The 18316-nt window shown below is 36.5% G+C and carries 27 protein-coding genes; 11 read left to right on the forward strand and 16 right to left on the reverse strand.

All coding sequences use genetic code 11. The annotated features are described in order from the left end of the window. The first annotated feature begins 472 nt into the window (after nucleotides 1-472). The gene (locus tag Q9306_RS01000; RefSeq protein WP_306194341.1) at nucleotides 473-685 is read left to right on the forward strand and encodes a DNA recombination protein RecO; all 213 of its coding nucleotides are present in this window, start codon (nucleotides 473-475) and stop codon (nucleotides 683-685) included. A 4-nt stretch (nucleotides 686-689) separates the two neighbouring features. Here the strand turns inward: Q9306_RS01000 and Q9306_RS01005 are convergent, their stop codons facing one another. Genes Q9306_RS01005 through Q9306_RS01045 form a run of 9 tightly spaced genes read right to left on the reverse strand, consistent with a single transcriptional unit; the run spans nucleotide 690 to nucleotide 6078 of the window. Beyond that, nucleotides 690-1247: a SpoIIIAH-like family protein gene (locus Q9306_RS01005; RefSeq protein WP_306194343.1), complete on the reverse strand. Its 558-nt coding sequence runs from the start codon at nucleotides 1245-1247 to the stop codon at nucleotides 690-692. A 12-nt stretch (nucleotides 1248-1259) separates the two neighbouring features. Beyond that, complete coding sequence (gene spoIIIAG / locus Q9306_RS01010; protein WP_306194345.1) at nucleotides 1260-1898, reverse strand: stage III sporulation protein AG; 639 nt, start codon at nucleotides 1896-1898, stop codon at nucleotides 1260-1262. After that, the gene (gene spoIIIAF, locus Q9306_RS01015; protein WP_306194347.1) at nucleotides 1891-2520 is read right to left on the reverse strand and encodes a stage III sporulation protein AF; all 630 of its coding nucleotides are present in this window, start codon (nucleotides 2518-2520) and stop codon (nucleotides 1891-1893) included. Before spoIIIAF ends, spoIIIAG begins: the two co-directional genes overlap by 8 nt. A gap of 12 nt (nucleotides 2521-2532) precedes the next feature. Continuing rightward, entirely contained in the window at nucleotides 2533-3705 is a 1173-nt protein-coding gene (gene spoIIIAE / locus Q9306_RS01020) for a stage III sporulation protein AE (protein WP_306194635.1), read from the reverse strand. Between the two features lie 11 nt (nucleotides 3706-3716). Next, the gene (spoIIIAD, locus tag Q9306_RS01025) at nucleotides 3717-4115 is read right to left on the reverse strand and encodes a stage III sporulation protein AD (protein ID WP_306194637.1); all 399 of its coding nucleotides are present in this window, start codon (nucleotides 4113-4115) and stop codon (nucleotides 3717-3719) included. 8 nt (nucleotides 4116-4123) lie between these two features. After that, entirely contained in the window at nucleotides 4124-4327 is a 204-nt protein-coding gene (gene spoIIIAC, locus Q9306_RS01030) for a stage III sporulation protein AC (protein ID WP_306194349.1), read from the reverse strand. A gap of 12 nt (nucleotides 4328-4339) precedes the next feature. Further along, a complete protein-coding gene (gene spoIIIAB / locus Q9306_RS01035; protein ID WP_098914762.1) occupies nucleotides 4340-4855 on the reverse strand; it encodes a stage III sporulation protein SpoIIIAB in 516 nt (171 codons plus the stop codon). After that, nucleotides 4852-5775: a stage III sporulation protein AA gene (gene spoIIIAA / locus Q9306_RS01040; RefSeq protein ID WP_306194353.1), complete on the reverse strand. Its 924-nt coding sequence runs from the start codon at nucleotides 5773-5775 to the stop codon at nucleotides 4852-4854. The genes spoIIIAB and spoIIIAA overlap by 4 nt, the downstream gene beginning before the upstream one ends. A gap of 21 nt (nucleotides 5776-5796) precedes the next feature. Beyond that, nucleotides 5797-6078, reverse strand: a complete 282-nt coding sequence (locus tag Q9306_RS01045) for a YqhV family protein (RefSeq protein ID WP_035429538.1) — start codon at nucleotides 6076-6078, stop codon at nucleotides 5797-5799. Nucleotides 6079-6277: 199 nt separating this feature from the next. Between Q9306_RS01045 and Q9306_RS01050 the strand changes: the two genes are divergently transcribed. Then, on the forward strand, nucleotides 6278-6598 hold the full coding sequence (locus Q9306_RS01050; protein ID WP_306194357.1) for a hypothetical protein: 321 nt from the start codon (nucleotides 6278-6280) through the stop codon (nucleotides 6596-6598). Between the two features lie 42 nt (nucleotides 6599-6640). Here the strand turns inward: Q9306_RS01050 and efp are convergent, their stop codons facing one another. The 4 genes from efp to Q9306_RS01070 all read right to left on the reverse strand — a co-directional run bounded on the left by efp (nucleotide 6641) and on the right by Q9306_RS01070 (nucleotide 9265). Beyond that, nucleotides 6641-7198 (reverse strand): elongation factor P, encoded by a 558-nt coding sequence (gene efp, locus Q9306_RS01055; RefSeq protein WP_306194359.1) that lies wholly within the window; start codon nucleotides 7196-7198, stop codon nucleotides 6641-6643. A 20-nt stretch (nucleotides 7199-7218) separates the two neighbouring features. After that, a complete protein-coding gene (gene pepQ, locus Q9306_RS01060) occupies nucleotides 7219-8280 on the reverse strand; it encodes a Xaa-Pro dipeptidase (protein ID WP_306194361.1) in 1062 nt (353 codons plus the stop codon). A 3-nt stretch (nucleotides 8281-8283) separates the two neighbouring features. Further along, complete coding sequence (gene aroQ / locus Q9306_RS01065) at nucleotides 8284-8724, reverse strand: type II 3-dehydroquinate dehydratase (protein WP_306194363.1); 441 nt, start codon at nucleotides 8722-8724, stop codon at nucleotides 8284-8286. A 76-nt stretch (nucleotides 8725-8800) separates the two neighbouring features. Further along, on the reverse strand, nucleotides 8801-9265 hold the full coding sequence (locus Q9306_RS01070; protein WP_306194364.1) for a YqhR family membrane protein: 465 nt from the start codon (nucleotides 9263-9265) through the stop codon (nucleotides 8801-8803). Between the two features lie 239 nt (nucleotides 9266-9504). Between Q9306_RS01070 and Q9306_RS01075 the strand changes: the two genes are divergently transcribed. After that, nucleotides 9505-10428, forward strand: a complete 924-nt coding sequence (locus Q9306_RS01075; protein WP_306194367.1) for a DUF1385 domain-containing protein — start codon at nucleotides 9505-9507, stop codon at nucleotides 10426-10428. 81 nt (nucleotides 10429-10509) lie between these two features. Next, complete coding sequence (locus tag Q9306_RS01080; protein ID WP_306194370.1) at nucleotides 10510-10914, forward strand: SA1362 family protein; 405 nt, start codon at nucleotides 10510-10512, stop codon at nucleotides 10912-10914. A 36-nt stretch (nucleotides 10915-10950) separates the two neighbouring features. Here Q9306_RS01080 and mntR read toward each other — a convergent pair whose 3' ends face one another. After that, nucleotides 10951-11379 (reverse strand): transcriptional regulator MntR, encoded by a 429-nt coding sequence (gene mntR / locus Q9306_RS01085; protein WP_306194372.1) that lies wholly within the window; start codon nucleotides 11377-11379, stop codon nucleotides 10951-10953. A gap of 512 nt (nucleotides 11380-11891) precedes the next feature. Between mntR and Q9306_RS01090 the strand changes: the two genes are divergently transcribed. From Q9306_RS01090 to Q9306_RS01100, 3 genes are all read left to right on the forward strand, one after another. Continuing rightward, nucleotides 11892-12209 carry a PadR family transcriptional regulator gene (locus Q9306_RS01090; RefSeq protein WP_098914777.1) on the forward strand — a complete coding sequence of 106 codons (318 nt, stop codon included), beginning with the start codon at nucleotides 11892-11894 and terminating at the stop codon, nucleotides 12207-12209. Nucleotides 12210-12214: 5 nt separating this feature from the next. After that, nucleotides 12215-12883: a DUF1129 domain-containing protein gene (locus Q9306_RS01095; protein ID WP_306194376.1), complete on the forward strand. Its 669-nt coding sequence runs from the start codon at nucleotides 12215-12217 to the stop codon at nucleotides 12881-12883. A gap of 200 nt (nucleotides 12884-13083) precedes the next feature. Then, nucleotides 13084-13932 (forward strand): hypothetical protein, encoded by an 849-nt coding sequence (locus Q9306_RS01100; protein WP_306194379.1) that lies wholly within the window; start codon nucleotides 13084-13086, stop codon nucleotides 13930-13932. Between the two features lie 65 nt (nucleotides 13933-13997). Here the strand turns inward: Q9306_RS01100 and Q9306_RS01105 are convergent, their stop codons facing one another. Further along, nucleotides 13998-14834 (reverse strand): lipoate--protein ligase family protein, encoded by an 837-nt coding sequence (locus Q9306_RS01105; RefSeq protein WP_306194382.1) that lies wholly within the window; start codon nucleotides 14832-14834, stop codon nucleotides 13998-14000. Nucleotides 14835-15001: 167 nt separating this feature from the next. Here Q9306_RS01105 and Q9306_RS01110 point away from each other — a divergent pair, with 167 nt between their 5' ends. Continuing rightward, nucleotides 15002-15391 carry a rhodanese-like domain-containing protein gene (locus Q9306_RS01110; RefSeq protein WP_306194385.1) on the forward strand — a complete coding sequence of 130 codons (390 nt, stop codon included), beginning with the start codon at nucleotides 15002-15004 and terminating at the stop codon, nucleotides 15389-15391. 30 nt (nucleotides 15392-15421) lie between these two features. Here Q9306_RS01110 and Q9306_RS01115 read toward each other — a convergent pair whose 3' ends face one another. Next, a complete protein-coding gene (locus Q9306_RS01115) occupies nucleotides 15422-16006 on the reverse strand; it encodes a DNA polymerase III subunit delta (RefSeq protein ID WP_306194388.1) in 585 nt (194 codons plus the stop codon). Between the two features lie 248 nt (nucleotides 16007-16254). Here Q9306_RS01115 and Q9306_RS01120 point away from each other — a divergent pair, with 248 nt between their 5' ends. The 3 genes from Q9306_RS01120 (at nucleotide 16255) to Q9306_RS01130 (ending at nucleotide 18316) form a co-directional block, all read left to right on the forward strand. Continuing rightward, nucleotides 16255-17232, forward strand: coding sequence for a LacI family DNA-binding transcriptional regulator (locus Q9306_RS01120; protein ID WP_306194391.1), 978 nt, complete (start codon nucleotides 16255-16257; stop codon nucleotides 17230-17232). A 101-nt stretch (nucleotides 17233-17333) separates the two neighbouring features. Next, nucleotides 17334-17915: a TetR/AcrR family transcriptional regulator gene (locus tag Q9306_RS01125; protein WP_306194393.1), complete on the forward strand. Its 582-nt coding sequence runs from the start codon at nucleotides 17334-17336 to the stop codon at nucleotides 17913-17915. A gap of 68 nt (nucleotides 17916-17983) precedes the next feature. Continuing rightward, nucleotides 17984-18316, forward strand: coding sequence for a DMT family transporter (locus Q9306_RS01130; protein WP_306194395.1), 333 nt, complete (start codon nucleotides 17984-17986; stop codon nucleotides 18314-18316).

Genomic DNA, 18316 nt, shown 5'->3' on the forward strand with positions numbered 1-18316 from the left:
TCAAAATTGGCAAGACCACTTCCTAAAAAATACCCTCATCCCCTTCATTTATATGAATCCATTCTGATTTTTTAACACACAAATCGTAACTATGCAGAATATAACATGACCGCTCCTATGCGCGGCCAGACGCTCTCGCCCTCCCCTAAAAAAAGGGGGGATGTTGATTTTCAATTTACATTTATATAAATCCATATTGTTTTTTCAACATATAGGTCGTGGCTATGCAGAACAAAACATGACCTTCTCTCGCTTACTCCCTTTGTTTTAAATCTAGCGCGTGGCAGGAAAAAGCCCTGACCGCTTCTATGCACGGCCAGACGCTCTCGCCCCTCGAAAAAGAAAAGGGTTTTTATTTTCATTTATTTATATTTTTTACTAAATACTTGAAGTTTATTTACATCCACTTCATATTCCCTTCATATAAAAATAGTATCGTAAAAATAGAATCATACACAGTGAGGTGTGAGATATGAACATTTGGCTTATTCTCTTTCTACCAGCTGTTATTATTTGGGGCGCAGCACTCTGTATTCATATGAAATGCGGACAAAGTAACCGCCGTCGTCAAGAACCAATGATTTTTCATTCACAACAAATTTCTCCTATTAAAACAACAGAAGCGGAACTACAATTGCTTGATGAACTTCTAGTAGATAAAAAAAGCTATCGAAAAAATCGATAGCTTTTTACTTTGCTATTTCATATCGAACATCTGCCATTAAACCCGTCTCACTTTTTACAAGCTGTATAATTTTATTTGCTTCTTTTGCGGAAAGTTTTGCTGCTTTTACTGTTACTTTAATATCAGTTCCATCTTTACGTACAAGCGTATCTTTATAGCCGCCTTCTGATTTAATTAAGGTTTCCAATAACGTTTCTTTTGCCGCTAAATCAGTCAATGCATCAAATTCATTTTTTGCTTTATTTCTCTCTTCAGCAGAAGCGTTTGTTGAGTTCATTACGTCTTGTAATTTTTCTTTCACTTCACTGCGCTGATCCTCCATTTTTAAACGAAGTGCTGTGAAACTATCATCACTTGCAGAATGACTCGTTACTTTCCCTTCTTTTTTACCTGTTTCTTTTTTACTAGTTTCCTTTTCAGATCCTTGCTTCTCCTTTGTTCCCTCTCCTAACGATGTTGCCACTTCCCTAGTTTTATTATCTGGCGTCATCACATAGTAAACCGAAAGTACAATAACCAAACTTAGCATTGTTAATAACCAAACTGTTTGTTTTTTTAACACTTTATTTCCTCCCTAATTCTTTTTTGGTAAGACAGCTACACGGTGACTTGGAACTTCTAACATTCGCGTAACAGCTTCTATCACCATCTGTTTCACTTGTAAATTATCCACTCCTCTCGCTACAACAAGAATACCGCGAACTTTCGGCTTATCTTCTCGGAGCACAATCGGAGCTTCTTTATCACCTTGGCGTACAATCACTGTTTTTTTATCAGTCGATTCATCTTCAACTTTGCGCTTTCCACCTTCTTTATCTGTTTCATCTGTCGTTTGCGATCGCTTCACTGTATTTTTATCAAGTATTTTTTCTTCTGATGAATCGAGATTAACTTCAATTGTTACATCTTTTACACCTACAACACTTTCTAATGCTTCTTTTAATTGCTGTTCATATTCTTTTTCATATTTATCAATAATAGATTTACTATCGCTATTCTTTTGTCCAAATGTCGGTACATCATTTACTTGTTCAGTTTGCGATTTGAGAACAGGTACTTCTGGTTTTTTTACCTGGAAAAAGTTACTAGAAAACATAAGAATAATCCCAAGTACGAGTAAAATGATTAAAAATTTTGCAGATATTTTTTTCTCTTTCTCGTCTTTTTCGTTTCCTTTAAAAAAGTTGCGCAGAAATTGAAATTTATTATTCATTTCCTTTCCCTATCCCCCCTTCCATCTGAACCTTAATTTTGTTCTCTTCTAATTGCCATTTGTTTGAGAAAAATTGTTTCATTTCGGCTGCATTTTGTTCTGACGTCTTTTGAGGTTCTTTCGCATTAACTTCTACTTTTTGGATCGTTTCAATAGCTCCTTTTCGACTTCGTTCATTTGCCTGAAGCGATACAACAACAGACTGAATATCCTGCTGGGATTTCACTTCCTTTTTGTCTTCTGGTACTTTTATCTGTAAACTCGTAACGGCCATACCATATTGTTCTTCTAGTTCTTTTCCAACTTGTTTTTTCATTTGGACAGCCATCTGTTCTAAAATATATGCACGTTGTGAGGCTTGTATTTCTTTTTTCTTTTCATTAATTTGATTTTCTATTGATCCATTTGCTATATACTTGTCCTGACTAGCATTAGCAATCACATCTTGAATATCTGTTTGAAATAATTTAAATAAGGGGGTTAAGATGAGAACGACTAGAAGCAAACTTACAACAAATTTGACATACTTTTGTAAATTTGAATTAGGAAGTAACATATGAAGCATCGTTGCTAATAAGAGAAACACAATTATATTTCGAATCCACTCTACGACAAATTGCAACCTTCTCAACTCCTAACGCATCATTAACGTAATATTTCCAGCTGCGATAACAATCGTGATACTTAGAAAAAACATAAATGATACAATAGCCAGACAAGCAAACACGTATATAATACTTCTTCCGATAATATCCAGGCATTGAATAATTGTTCCTCCACCAACAGGTTGCAGCACTGCTGCCGCAAATTTATAAATGAATGCAATGCAGAAAATTTGAATCGCAGGAAAAGCAACGATAAGTAATAAAATGACAACCCCAACAATCCCTACTGTATTTTTTAATAAAGCCGATGCACTAAGTACAGTGTCTGCTGCTTCAGTAAACATTCGGCCGACAACTGGGATAAAGTTCCCCGTTACAAACTTTGCTGTTTTCACAGCAATTCCATCTGCAACCGCCGTTGTCGTCCCCTGCACTGAAAGCACTCCAAGAAAGATTGTTAAAAAAATCCCAATGATGCTAACGCTAACATTTTGCAGCATCTTGGACAATTTTGTAACTTTATATTGATCGCTCATTGTACTGACAATACTTAAAATTGTAGCAAGGAGCAGAAGCGGTAAAACGATATAATTCATAAGCATCCCGCTTGTATTCATAAGAAAAACAATAATTGGATGAAAGAAAGAAACAGATACAACACCGCCTCCTGTCGCAATAAGCGCCAACAAAATTGGAAGGAGTGCTAAAATGAAATCGATCATTGTTTGAATGGTGTCTCTTGTGTACGTCATAACAACGTAGAAACTGTTTAAAGCAAAGACGATAAGTACCATATATACAACAGCATCCGCTATTTTCCCGACGCTGCTTTTTGCAAAAGCAGATTGAAGCGACTGCAAAAGCGCACTGAAAATAGTAAGCATAATGAGTGTCCCAAGCAGCTTTCCGTTCGCTACTAATTCATGAAATAAATACTTTAGTAATCCAATCATCCACTCTTTAATCGAAAACTCTTTTTCCCCTTTAACAAACTCCGTAAAACTTCCTTTTTGGCTTTCCGGTAAATATCCGCCGTACTTCGCAACAAGGTCATCCCAATATTTCTTTACATCCTCTATCCCAAGCTTTCCTAGCTGTTCATCTACGACATTTTGTTCTACAGGAGAAGCTTGTACGATAATTGGAAAAGAAAAAAAGAGGAAAAAAGCAAATAAAAGCTTTATTCCAAATGGGCGCACAATTCATCCCTCCTTTATCCGGTTGGTAAAAAACCGAGAATCGTTTCAATTACAACCGTTAATATCGGAATCGCCATCACTAAAATTAAAATTTTTCCCGCTAATTCAATTTTTGAAGCGATTGCTCCTTGCCCTGCATCTTTCGTAATTTGTGCACCGAATTCTGCAATATAAGCAATCCCAATAATTTTCAGCAGCGTTTCCACATACACATTGCTCACTTTCGCTTCATTTGCAATACGCTCAATCATCGTTAAAATAGAATGAATTTGATCAATTACAAGTAAAAACATAACGCTACTAACAAATACAACAAACAATGAAGTTACACTCGATTTATGCTGATTCAATACTGCAGCCAAAAAAGTCGCTACGAGCCCTAGCCCTACAATTTGTAATATTTCGATTCGAATCGCCCCCTTTACTGAAAAAGAAAGACGCTTTTAATCTTGTCAAATAAATTGTTAATTAAAAAGGCAACTTGGAATAAAATTACGATAAAGCCAACGAGAATCACCCAGTTGGCAATATCTTCCCGCTTTAGTTCTTTCAGCACAGTATGAATGAAGGCTAATATAATACCAATTCCAGCAATTTGAAAGATTAATCCAACGTCAATCGACATCACCTTTCCCCCTTACAACAGTAAAATTACGATAAGTAAGCCTGCTAATACTCCTAAACTTTTCATCATCTTTTCGTACTGAATTTGCATTTCCTTTGCTTCTCCTTCTTCTCTCTCTAAATGTGTAATACATAAGCGAATATGCTTTTGCTGTGACTCACGATCATGTTGCCCTAGCGTTTCTCCAAATTGCTGTAAAATCTCATATTCTGTTTGCTTTAATGCTGTAAGTTTCCAATTTTCTTGTAAACTATCCATCCACGCTTCCCGAACCGTCTGCTCTCCTCTTTCTAATCGTTCATGAAAACTATGAAACAACCAGTTCAAAGGCTTTGGCATTTGTTTTACAAGACGTGCCGCCGCCTCTGACAACGGGGTATGTCCATACATAATTTCCGCCTCAAGTGATTGCAGCGCTGCCTTTAACAGCCGTAATTGACGAGGACGTTCACTATATTTCTTCGCATATGAAAAGCCAAAAAATGTTGATACAGCCACAATAAGTGCCGCACCAAAAAATTTAATCATACGCTCAGCACCTTCTCTCCGCGGCGAATTGATTTTCCGCTGCCATCCTTCATATTCATAATCGTTCCTGGTCCTTTTATTTTGGAAAGCTCGATAAAGCGTTCAAATACGCCAAGTTCTATAATTTTTCTTAACGAAGGTCGTTTCAGTACATCTTCATATCCTTGTCCATGCACACTCGTAAACAATTGAACACCAGCATGAACAGCTTCCATAATTGCTTCACTATCTTCTGGCCGGCCAATTTCGTCAACAATTAATATATCGGGGCTCATCGAGCGAATCATCATCATCATACCTTCTGCTTTTGGGCATGCATCTAGTACATCCACTCTTGTTCCAAACTCATATTGCGGCACACCTTTCACGCACCCCGCAATTTCTGATCTTTCATCTACAATACCAACTTTAGAAGATGGAATCTGTTGCCTCGGAACACCTGCACTCATAAGGCGTGCTACATCACGCAGCAATGTTGTTTTTCCTGTTTGCGGCGGACCGATAATCATTGTATTCAGCCAATGCTTCTCATATAAATATGGTATAAGCGGATCAGCAATCCCCTTTTTTTGCCGAGCAATTCGGACATTAAATGACGCCACATCTCGAATCATTTTCACTGCGCCCTTTTCCATAATGACTTTGCCCGCTAAACCAACGCGATGTCCTCCGCGCAGTGTAACATACCCTCGCTTTAACTCTTCTTCCATCGTATAAAGTGAATATTGACTCAGCTTATTCAGCAAATAGGCTGCGTCTTCTCTCGTCACAATATAGTTATAAAAATGCACTTCTCCGCGCGCAATACATTCAAGCGGCCTTCCGATCCGAATTCGTATTTCTTCCAATCCGTCACATTCTTTATAATCTTGTATAAAATGTTCGATCTGCTTTGGCAACATCTCTAATACTTCTTTCATAGCTCTCTCCCCATCACATCGCTATTTCAATACCGCAATAAAAATACAGCCAATTCCAAGCGCCAAAAAAAATAATTTCAAAAAAGAAATTTCATTCGTAACGCTCGCAATTCCAATTGACATCGTTACAATTAAAACCGTTGGGCCAACAAATGCAAGCATGCCATTTACAAACAAAGCTTTTTTGGCATCATTGAAATACAACATAAGCAAAGCGGCGAAAATTTCCATACTTCCCGAGAAAATTCGAAGAAGCGCCATTACGAGCACAGACGTTTCAAATGCCGCTAGCCACTGTTTCATCCTCTCACCTTCTCTCGTTATCCTTACACCGTCCTAACAGCACACATATATCCTGTTAAACAAGATGAAAGAGTACGTTTGTACAACCATATGCACAGGTTGTCTATTTCAGAAGTGAAAAAGGAATTTTTTAATCATCAAATAAAATAAAGTTATTTTTTGTAAAAATATGTTATATTTAAACAAAAAGGAGAACTTTATGAAGATTCTAAAAACAATACTTACACTTATTATAGAAGTGGCTATTATTTTCTTATTTGCCAAATTTGTTAATTGGACATTTATGGAAAGTTTCTTTTTAGGAAGTTTGGCCATTTTCGGTCTCACATGGCTTTTTCTTTTAAATATGAACCGAAACGCGAATATAGATCGTACCATTACAAAAAATTTGTCGGGGGTTAACAGCGGAGAAATAACACCTTTTCAAATCCGAATGAATCCCTATATGACAGGGACTCTTCTGCTACTTACTATTAGCTTTATTATTACTGTCATTTATTACCTACCTTATTTCACATAAAAAAACACTCGTGGATTATCAATTCCACGAGTGTTCTTTTTATTACGCACGAGAAACGTATTTTGATTCTCCTGTGTTAATAATAAGCATTTCACCTTCATTAATGAAGATCGGTACTTGTACAACTAGACCAGTTTCTAATTTAGCTGGTTTTGTTACGTTAGAAGCTGTATCACCTTTAATACCTGGCTCAGTTTCAACAACTTTTAACTCAACAGTGTTTGGAAGTTCTACACCAAGTACTTCGCTTTGGTATGTCATGATTGCTACTTCCATGTTTTCTTTCAAGAATTTTAATTCATGTTCGATTTGCTTTTCACCAAGTTCGATTTGCTCGTATGTTCCGTTATCCATGAATACATGAGCTTCACCGCTTGCATATAAATATTGCATACGACGGTTTTCGATATGCGCTTTTTCTACTTTTTCACCAGCACGGAATGTTTTTTCTTGAACAGACCCTGTGCGAAGATTACGTAATTTAGAACGAACGAACGCAGCACCTTTACCTGGTTTTACGTGTTGGAAATCGATAACCTGCCATAGGCCGTTGTCCACCGCAATTGTTAATCCTGTACGAAAATCATTTACTGAAATCATGCAAAAAATCCTCCTGTGTATTACAAAATGATAAGTTCTTTTGGAGATTTAGTTAACACTTCATTACCTTCAGTTGTTACTATAATATCATCCTCAATGCGAACTCCGCCTACATTTGGAATATAAATTCCCGGTTCTACAGTGACTGCCATTCCTGGCTCAAGTACCGTTTCAGAGCGGAATGCTAAACTTGGTGCTTCATGAATTTCAAGACCAATTCCATGACCTGTAGAATGCCCGAAATACTCACCGTATCCTTTTTCAGTTATGTAGTCACGTGTTAATGCATCTGCTTCACGACCAGTTAAACCTGCTTTAATACCGTTTACACCACGTAATTGTGCTTCTAATACGATATTATAAATTGCCTTTAACTTATCAGACGGCTCACCTACTGCAATTGTGCGAGTAATATCGGAACAATATCCTTTATAGTAAGCACCGAAGTCTAATGTAACAAAATCTCCCTTTTCTATCAATTTTTCAGATGCCACGCCGTGCGGCAATGCTGAACGAAGTCCCGAAGCAACGATAATATCAAACGAAGACGAGGTTGCTCCTTGCTTTCTCATAAAAAATTCAAGTTCATTTGACACTTCAATCTCAGATACTCCCGGGCGAATAAATGATAGAATATGTTCAAAGGCAGCATCTGCAATCTGTGCAGCTTCCTTTAATATCTTAATCTCTGAATCAGTCTTAATCAAGCGTAACTTTTCTACAATACCAGAAGTTGCAACAAATTCTGCATCAACTTCTCCTTTATACGCCGTATAAGAACTGTATGTAAGAGTATCTTGCTCAAAGCCAAGCTTTTGAATTCCTAAGTCTTTTACTTGTTTGGCAACTTCTTCAATAATCGTACCTGTATGCTGTACGATTTCATAACCAGCCGTTTGTTTTTGTGCTTGTTCGACGTAACGGAAATCTGTAATAAATAAAGCGCGTTCGTTTGAAATTAATACAACGCCTGCTGTTCCTGTAAAGTTTGTCATATATCTACGGCTATGTTGATTCGTTAATAAAATACCATCAATACCCGCTTCTCCAAATGCACTTCTTAATTTTGTAAGTTTCTCCATGAATTACGCCTCCCGAATTTTCTCCACTAATGCAAGTAACGCTAAATGATAACCATACAAACCGAATCCTACAATTTGTCCCGCTGTGACTGGTGCTGTAACAGACACGTGGCGAAACGATTCGCGCTGGTGAATATTTGAAATATGTACCTCAATAACAGGAATGGAAACACTCGCAATTGCATCACGAATTGCATAGCTATAATGCGTAAATGCTCCTGGATTTAGAATGATTCCTTTATATGTACCCTCAGCCTCATGAATAATATCAATAATGGCACCTTCATGATTAGATTGGAAACACTCTAGCCCCACTCCCAAATGTCCTGCCTGTTGCTTCATATCTGTTTCTAACGACGCTAACGTCCCCGTACCATATACATTAACCTCTCGCACACCAAGACGGTTTAAATTAGGACCGTTAACGAGGAGCAACTTCTCCATATATCTAACTCCTTAATAAAAAAAATGTCTATATAATATTTTACCATACCTCTTACTTATTTGAATAGTTTGTCTTTTACTCATCCGTTTTACTAGTATTATTGTTATTCACCTCAAATGAAACGGAGTATGCGATAAAAACACCATATAAAATAAAAATACACGCTGTCGTTACAATTGTTTCCTTTGGCATTTTCATCATACTTTTTATAACTGGTGCAACAGGAGCAATTACAAAGAATAATAATCCCCACCACAAAAGCCCATATATAATACCTGGAATTAGACCTTCAAATTTACTCAAAACGGCTTTATATATAAATGCCACAAGAATTGAAAGTATCCCCATACATATAATAGCAGCTATGTTACCCCATACCCCTTCTTTCCAATCCCCTAACGCAAACGGAAGCAACAAATAATTAGGTCCCAGGGCAGTAAAAGAAAAAATATGGAGAAAATACCAAACAGCTCCCCAAAACAAACCTCCAAACACACCAATTTGGATAATTTTTTTCGTGACAGATTGTTCTTGTTTCACATCCACACCTCCGCCTACTAGTATGTCCGAAACTTATTTAAAGCATGTTTAAATACTGCGAAATTTGTCTATAAAAAGAATAGAAAATGTCTGCCTAACCTGCTGATTTTCCTTGTCAGAAGTGCACTTTTGTCGATAAAATAAAGGAAACTGTAGTGATGTCATACAATATAATGACATCACCTAGAGTCGCTACCTCTTTTCTGATAAGAGAGAAACAAATACGGGTTGGTGTTGACATGACAGAGAAGACAAAACAAATCTACGGCGGTCAAGCGGTAGTAGAAGGAGTTATGTTTGGCGGTAGAGAATATACTGTTACAGCGATTCGTCGTAAAGATAAATCTATCGAATTTTATCGATTACCTCGCGTTCGTAATAAAGTATCATCTATGTTTAAAAAAATTCCATTTCTACGCGGAATCGCAGCAATTATTGATGCAAGTGCAAACGGAGCAAAGCATTTAAATTTTGCTTCAGAACGCTTTGATGTAGACCCTTCAGAGGATGCACAATTCGCTCAGAAAAAAGAAGAGCAGTCGAAGTTAACGATGATACTTAGCGTTGCAGCAGTCGGTGTTTTATCCTTTATCTTCGGAAAGGTGATTTTCACGGCAGCTCCTGCACTTTTAGCAGAACTAACAAGACCTGTTTTTCCATCTCATGCAGGGCAAATCATTGTTGAGAGTATTATTAAACTTATGTTATTGCTTAGTTACATTTATTTTGTTTCATTGACTCCACTTATTAAACGTGTGTTTCAATATCACGGAGCAGAACATAAAGTAATTAACGCCTATGAAAACAATCTTCCATTGACAGTAAAAAACGTACAAAAACAAACTCGTCTCCATTATCGGTGCGGCAGCAGCTTTATTTTATTTACTGTTATTATCGGAATGTTTGTATATTTTCTCGTTCCAACCGATCCTCTTTGGGTTCGCGTTGTAAATCGTATTTTGCTCATTCCTGTAGTGCTAGGTATTTCATTTGAAGTGTTGCAATTTACAAACCGCTTACGAGGTATTCCAGTGCTCCGTGCATTAGGGTATCCTGGCTTATGGCTTCAGCTATTAACAACGAAAGAACCAACAGATGATCAAGTTGAAGTAGCAATTGCATCATTTGAAGAACTACTGCGTCTAGAAGGTAAACAGCAATAACTTTTTCGTAATGTTATTCAATTCCGTAACCTTTCGTTAATAAACTAATTAAAATATCTTTCATTTTAGGAGGTGTTCCTTATGAACGGTCGCTCTTTTATGTTCGCTCTATTTGTTGTAATTGTTGGATTGGCAATATTTAACCTTGTATCATTCACAATTGAAGACCCAATGGGAGTTGTAAAAAACATTATGATCATACTCGGTGTTGTTGGAGTCTTTTATTTACTTTATAAAATGCTTACAAGTTCGAGCAGTTCAGCTAATAACTCACAATCTTCCTACAAACGTGCTGCGAAACAATCGAACCGAAAATACGGAAAACAAAATGTAGCACCCCTAAGTAACAATTTGTTAAAGAAAAATGCTTCCGATACGAAAGGAAAGAAAGAAAATACTTCCTTCCTAAAACGAAAAAGAAAGCAATCTCATTTAACAGTTATTGAAGGTAAAAAAGGCAAAAAGAAAGACCGCGCTTCTTTTTAAGAAGTGTGGTCTTTCTTTTTTATTCAATACATTCAATTACTGTGCTTGTTCTTCATTTGTCTTTTGCACACTACGAAGCTTTTCAATGCGTTGCTTATCTTGCTCAAAATACTGCACTAAATCGCCGATACGATCGATAGCTTCCCAGCTTAAATGATGCTCAATTCCTTCTACATCATTATAAATTTTACTTTCATCTACACCGATAATACGCATAAACTGCTCTAACAATTCATGACGATAAACAAGGCGCTTACCAATCTTTTTCCCTTTTGTTGTTAATACAAGCCCTCTATATTTTTCATAAATTAGATATTCATCTTTATCAAGTTTTTGGACCATTTTTGTTACAGAGGATGGATGTACACTAAGCGCTTCCGCAATATCAGATACACGGGCATATCCCTTTTCTTCAATCAGCAAATAAATTTGTTCGATATAATCTTCCATACTAGGAGTAGGCATCGTTTTCCTCCATCCAATTCAGTTTATAAATTCCGCACTAAGCAATCAATAAAATGATACAACAGAAAGGATGTTGTGACAAGGGGATAAACGACCTCATTTTCCGCAACACATAAAAGAACCCACGTCAGTAACTACTCAGTTACTTTATAAAAAAGGCAGAAAAGCATTTTTTTAATGGGCGAGAGGAACTGGCGATGCATAGGAGTGGTCAGAGCCTTTTCCTGCCACGTGCAGGCTCCTGCCCTGTTTGTATAGTAACAGTCTATATGAAAAAAATGAATTTACAAATATTAATAAATATAATCTCTAATTGTTTCTTCTAATCTCGTTGCCTCATCTTTTGGATTAACATATTTTCCAATTCCGTATCGCGCTTTGTATTTGGATAACGCTGCTGAATTACTTTTTTGCTGGTTACCCGCTTTAGTAACTTGCAAGGCAAGTTACTGGATGCTATAATCCAAATTACAACTATCTTGCACAGCAAGTTACCTGGAGGTGCTAACATAATGCACAGTCAAATGTTAAAAGGTGTGCTGGAAGGGTGTATTTTATATATCATTTCACAAGAAGAAGTGTATGGATACGAACTCAGTACAAAATTACATCAACACGGCTTTACATTCGTAAGTGAAGGGAGTATCTATCCCCTATTGTTACGCATGCAAAAAGAAAAGCTCATTGAAGGGACATTAAAAGCCTCCAGCCTTGGACCGAAGCGTAAATATTATCACGTGACAAAAAAAGGATTTGAACAGCTGGAGGAATTTAAAAAAAGCTGGGATATGGTATCAACCACAGTAAATGATTTGTTAAAGGGAGAGTGAAATAGATGAAGGCGAAAGATATGGTCGAATTGAACAATAAAAAACGCGAGCTTCTCACACCTGAAAACGAAGTTACTTATGGAGATATGCTCATATATTTACGTTTAACTAGTGTTCCACAAAAACAGATGGAAGAACTATTATTAGAAATATTAGATCACCTTTTAGAAGCACAAAAACAAGGGAGAAATGCTTACGATATTTTTGGAAAAGATTTAAAAGCTTATTGTGATGAATTAATTATCGCCTCTCAACACCAAACTTCTTTGGAGAAATTTACGGTTATTGGTTTTGCAGTTAGTTTATTATTAGCTATCCAATTTGGATATGATACATTTGTTACATGCATACAGATTCTTTTTACAAATACGAATAAACCAACGATTCCATTTAGTATTCCTGGAACTATATTGTCTGCTAGCATCTTAACAATTGGCGTTTTTTTAACACTTTTCCTGTTAAGACGTTATTCTTTCACAATATTATCATCTTGGAAACAAAAAATTACACTTGGTTTAACAATTGCAATACCATTTTCTTTATCTGTATTCTCAAATATATACTTTAAACAAAATTCTTACCTCTCCTACAATTTAACAGTTTGGCAAAGTACTTTAATTGCTGTTTTATTTTATATTATTTATAAATTATTATATAAGATTTCTGAATTTTAACAGCTCTTCAGAGGGCTGTTTTTTCGTTTGTCTAAATTTACAAATTAAAAAATTTCATAAACAAAAAAGAAAAATGCAAAATAATTAAAGTAAATTGTTGACGTGATGCTTTTATTATCGGTATCATATTTCTTCGTGAGCAATTATTTTTCGTTATACGATTTTTTTATTATTACTGAATTTTTGAGAGGGGAAATTTGATGTCACTTAAGAAGAAAACGCAAGTACGCACCGGCAAAATGGTACGTGAACTAATGTTAGCAGATGAAGATGTAAATGCTTCGCTAATTATGGTATACAGTGAAAACGGTGTAAACGCAGAAATTAAAATCGAGGGCTTAACGCCAAAATGTAACGAAGAATTATTTTTGAGCGGAAAAGTAGATTGGAACAAGAGCGTTATTTATAAAATTGTCGATTTTACTGGCAATGCTGAAGTTGGAAAAGTGACTTTAAGCGCCATGAACAAAAACAATGTTTCACTGCAAATTGAACGCGTGATGTGGAGTAAAGAAACAAAAGAAGAAATGGCAGAATTAGAAGACAATACATTATCCGTTGTCGAAACGCCAACTCCGAAGAAAGAAACAATTGTTGAAACTTCAAAAGAAGTGACGCCTGTAACAAAACCAGTTAGCAATGTCGCACCTACACAAGCACCAATTCCAAAACCGGTGCGTCCAGAACCTGTAGTTAAAACTACACCAAAACCTGTACAAAAAGAAGTAGTGGCACCAACTACAGTACAAAAAGAGGCAACTGTATCAACTACAGCGAAGCCAACACCTTCAGTTAAACAACCTGTGACAAATCAACAAAATTCTGAATTACAGGAAAAATATGTTCGTCTTGTAAAACAAGCTATAGATGTATGTCAAGATTATGAACTTGGGATGGACGTTGATGATTCTATCGAGAACTTAAAAAATGAGTTACAAAAACAAGGAATATCGGTAGCATTCGATGCAGAAATTATGGATGTTGTAAACCGTTTGCGTTCATTAAAGCAAAAAGGAATTAAAGTGGAAAAAGTATTGAACTTATTGTAAATAACAAAGCTTTCCCCGCTGGAAAGTTCTCATTCATATAAAAAAGGAGATGGCTATCCATCTCCTTATTTCTTGTAATTCCATTCATCACTTTCATACTTTTCTTTTGCTAATGTTTGCACTTCATGAAGTTGTTCTTCTGTTAATTCATACGGTACAAGTTCCACATTTAATCCTTTTTCAAACCCAATATGGAATGCATCGATAAGTTGCTGAATAGTAAAAGTACGATCCGTTAATTCATTAATTGCAATTGCTTTTGAAGAGAACATTTTTTTCATGCGTTCTTTCACACGTTCATTTGGAAACAGGAACAAATCATACAGCATATCTAAATCGATGTCTAACGGAATGGAACCGTGCTGTAAAATAACGCCTTTTTGCCTCGTTTGTGCACTTCCAGCAATTTTGCGCCCTTCTACAACAATTTCATACCATGACGGAGCATCAAAACAAACTGCTGAACGTGGGTTTTTCAAATTATCGCGCTCTTCAGCTGTTTTTGGTACTGCGAAATATGCGTCTAAACCTAACGCTTTAAATCCATCTAATAATCCTTGTGAAATAACGCGATATGCTTCTGTAACTGTTTTTGGCATGTTTGGATGCTCTTCAGACACAATAACACTATACGTTAATTCTTTATCATGAAGAACGCCTCGTCCACCTGTTTGACGACGTACAAAACCAAAACCATTACTATGTACTGCATCCATATCAATTTCTTTTGAAACACGCTGAAAATAACCGACTGTTAACGTCGGAACTTCCCATTCATAAAAGCGAATTGTTGGCGGCATTTTCTTTTCACTTTGCCAATTTAACAAACATTCATCTAACGCCATATTAAACGCCGGAGAGCATTTACCGGAATTTATATAACACCATTTTTCCTTTTCCATCCCACACCTCATATAACTAATTTTTTTCACATCCTCTAGTCTATCAAATTCGATAAAATTTGTGAAAGAATACGAAATTTCTTCTAAGATAAAATGAACTTGTTGCATAAATACATATGGGCATTATAATATGGAGGGTAGGATAAGAAAAAGGGAGCGATATAATCGTGTCAACAAATGTTATTATTTTACTAGCCATAACTGTAGGATTCATCGGCTATTCTGTATGGATGTATTTCTATCAGAAAAAACTAATTAAAACACTCTCAGAAGAAGAATTTCGCGCTGGGTACCGTAAAGCACAGCTTATCGATATTCGTGAAGCGGACGAATATAATGCTGGTCACATTTTAGGAGCGCGCAATATTCCGATTTCCCAAATACGTCTTCGTTACAAAGAACTTCGTACCGATCAACCGATTTATATGTATTGCCAAAACGGTTTCCGAACAGGCCGTGCAGCACAATTTTTAAAGAAACACGGCTTTAAAGAATTTTATCAGTTACAAGGCGGCTTTAAAACTTGGTCTGGTAAAGTGAAAAAGAAAAACTCATAATAAATAGCTAGCTTGTCGAACACAAGCTAGCTATTGCATTTTACTCGCAACATATACTAAATTTTGTTTGACATCTTCACTATTTTGATCACGAACATTTCGATAAAGCAACTGATACTCCACATTCTTTTCTTTCCATGTGAGCGTTGCCATATCTTCTCCGTCCACTTCTTCGTTACTATTTTTAAAGTAGGCCGTTATACCATTTGCAAGTTTTACTTTCTCCTGAAAACGATTTTGTTCTACGCTATAAGGAAAATTGTATGAAAAGTTTGCAACTGTTAATTCAATATAATCCCGCAGGCCTTTTTCTTGCCGTTCATATTTAATATCAAGAGCAATCCGCTTATCTCCCATTTTTCGAACTACTGCTTTTGGATTATCTGTTGATTCATATGGTAAAAATGATGGTGTGTAAAAAGAAAAAGGAAGAACGTTTTTTACAGACTGTACCGGCATTGGATCAGACATCATATCTTCACTTGCCTCTAAATCTGCCGCAAACTTTTTTTCTTCGACCATCGTTTGCTGAAAAGAACATGCACTTAACACCAGACTAGAAAATACGAAACATATCATTCGTTTTTTCAACTTGTATCCGCCCTTTCTCAACATTCTCTTTTCAGGCTTTCGTATGTTATGTTCATATTCTCCTTTTCCTACCGCTCTACCTTTGAAAACTTTCCCCTTTTATCTCACACAATTTGACAAAAACGCTTCCCTATTCTCACGCCGAATTTAATCGTTACGCGAATAGCAAAAGCGTTATTAACAAGATAGATTATGAAACGCTTTTCATGTCAAGAGTTTCACCTCTATTTCTTTTCTCCTTTTCTTGTATAATAGAAATAGAGGTGAAACATATGGTAAATATAAAACAAATCGCGAAAACGGCTGGGGTCTCCGTTACGACTGTTTCACGCGTCTTAAATGAGCATCCATATGTCAGTGAAGAAAAACGACAACGCGTTCTAGAAACTGTTGAAGAATTGAATTACGCAAAAAATGTAAATGCGGTGCATCTTCTAAAAGGAAAAACACATACAATTGGTGTCATGCTTCCTTTTATTAATCTGCCGTACTTTAGTACAATTATTGAAGGGATTGGAACGAAAGCACTTGAAGCTGGGTACCGCATTAATCTCTGTCAAACTAACTACGACAGCATTGAAGAAATGCGTGTCCTTGAAATGATGAAAATGAAACAATTTGATGGCATGATTATTTGCTCCCGAACGAGCCCATGGGAAGCCATTGAACCTTATGCAAAATTTGCACCGATCATCTCGTGCGAAAAACTGTTGCATCCACTTATATCGTCTGTCTATGTGAATCATTACGATGGCTTTCGGATTGGAACAGAATATTTATTACAAAATGGACACGAACGGATTGGATTTTGTTTAGCACGTAAAAAAAGCGTGAGTACGAAGCAGCGTGAGCAAGCATTCTTTGATACTCTACATGCAGCAGGTAAACGATCGCATACAGACTGGCAGTTTTATCAATGCTACACTATTCAAGATGGTGCAAATGTCATTCAAAGCATACTAACGATGAAAAATCGCCCTACCGCTCTTTTTGCCGCAAGCGATCAAGTTGCTTCGGGATTATTAACAGAAGCGAAAAAACAGGGACTGCGAGTACCAGAAGATTTAGCAATCTTAGGATTTGATAACCATCCTATTTCTGAAGCGTTAGAGATAACAACGATTGAAAACCCAGGCTTAGCAATGGGAAATCGTGCTTTTTCACTATTTTATGAACAAGTACAACAAGAACAAATTACAGGGACTTCTGAAGAGTTACCGTTTCGTCTCATTGAACGAGGAACAGTGTAAAAGCTCCTATTACTGGAGCTTTTATTCATTTTGGATGATTGCCCTTCTTGACTATATCCTTGTTTTATTTTACACTTAAACTAACGAACGGTAGGTAGGGGATGAACATGACAGCAAACCGTATTAAATCTGTTGCACTTTCACACTTTGCACGCTATGGCTATGAAGGCACTTCACTAGCAAACATTGCCGGGGAAGTTGGCATTAAGAAACCGTCCATATATGCGCATTTTAAAGGAAAAGAAGAGCTCTATTTTATTTGCTTAGAAGAATCTTTACAAAAGGATCTTGCATTCTTTAAACAGTATGTGCAGAAGTCAGAAGAAACTCCCTTTGGAGATTTTTTATTTCATCTTCTTAAAGATTATGGTCATCGCTTTCAAGAAAGTATTGAAGCTATGTTTTGGTTACGCACTTCATTTTTTCCACCAGATGCCTTTCGCGAACAAATTGTCGAAAAAGCAAATGCATACATCGAAAGCATCGGGCAGCTTTTAGTACCTATATTTGAACAGGCACAAGAAAAGAAAGTATTTTGCGGCATTGAAGTTACAGAAGCTGTTGCAGCTTATTTATGTTTACTTGACGGATTAATGGTTGAATTTTTATTTGCTGGAATACAACCATTTGAAAATCGATTATACGCATCTTGGAAAGTATTTTGGCGAGGATTATCAAGCTGACGGATTGCACAAGCAATACGTCATTTTCTTGCCCTAAGCCTAACGACTGGTAGGAAGGAGAATGAATGATGGAATGGATTTATGTTGTTATCGCAGGACTCATTGAAATTGTTTGGGTAATTGGTTTAAAACATGCCACAACACCAATAGAATGGGTTGGTGTTGCACTTGCAATTGCTGTAAGCTTTTTCCTTTTATTTAAAGCTTATGCAAAGCTTCCTGTTGGAACGGTATATGCTGTATTCACAGGCATTGGAGCTGGAGGTATTGTACTAACAGAAATCTTTATATTTGGTGAACCATTTTCAATAATAAAAATCTTATTTATTGGATTAATTTTCGTAGGTGTTATCGGTTTAAAACGAGTAACAGGTGAAGAAGAACAGAAGGAGGCCGCATAA

It is taken from the genome of Bacillus multifaciens (genome assembly GCF_030756675.1).
Classification (GTDB): Bacteria; Bacillota; Bacilli; order Bacillales; family Bacillaceae_G; genus Bacillus_A; species Bacillus_A multifaciens.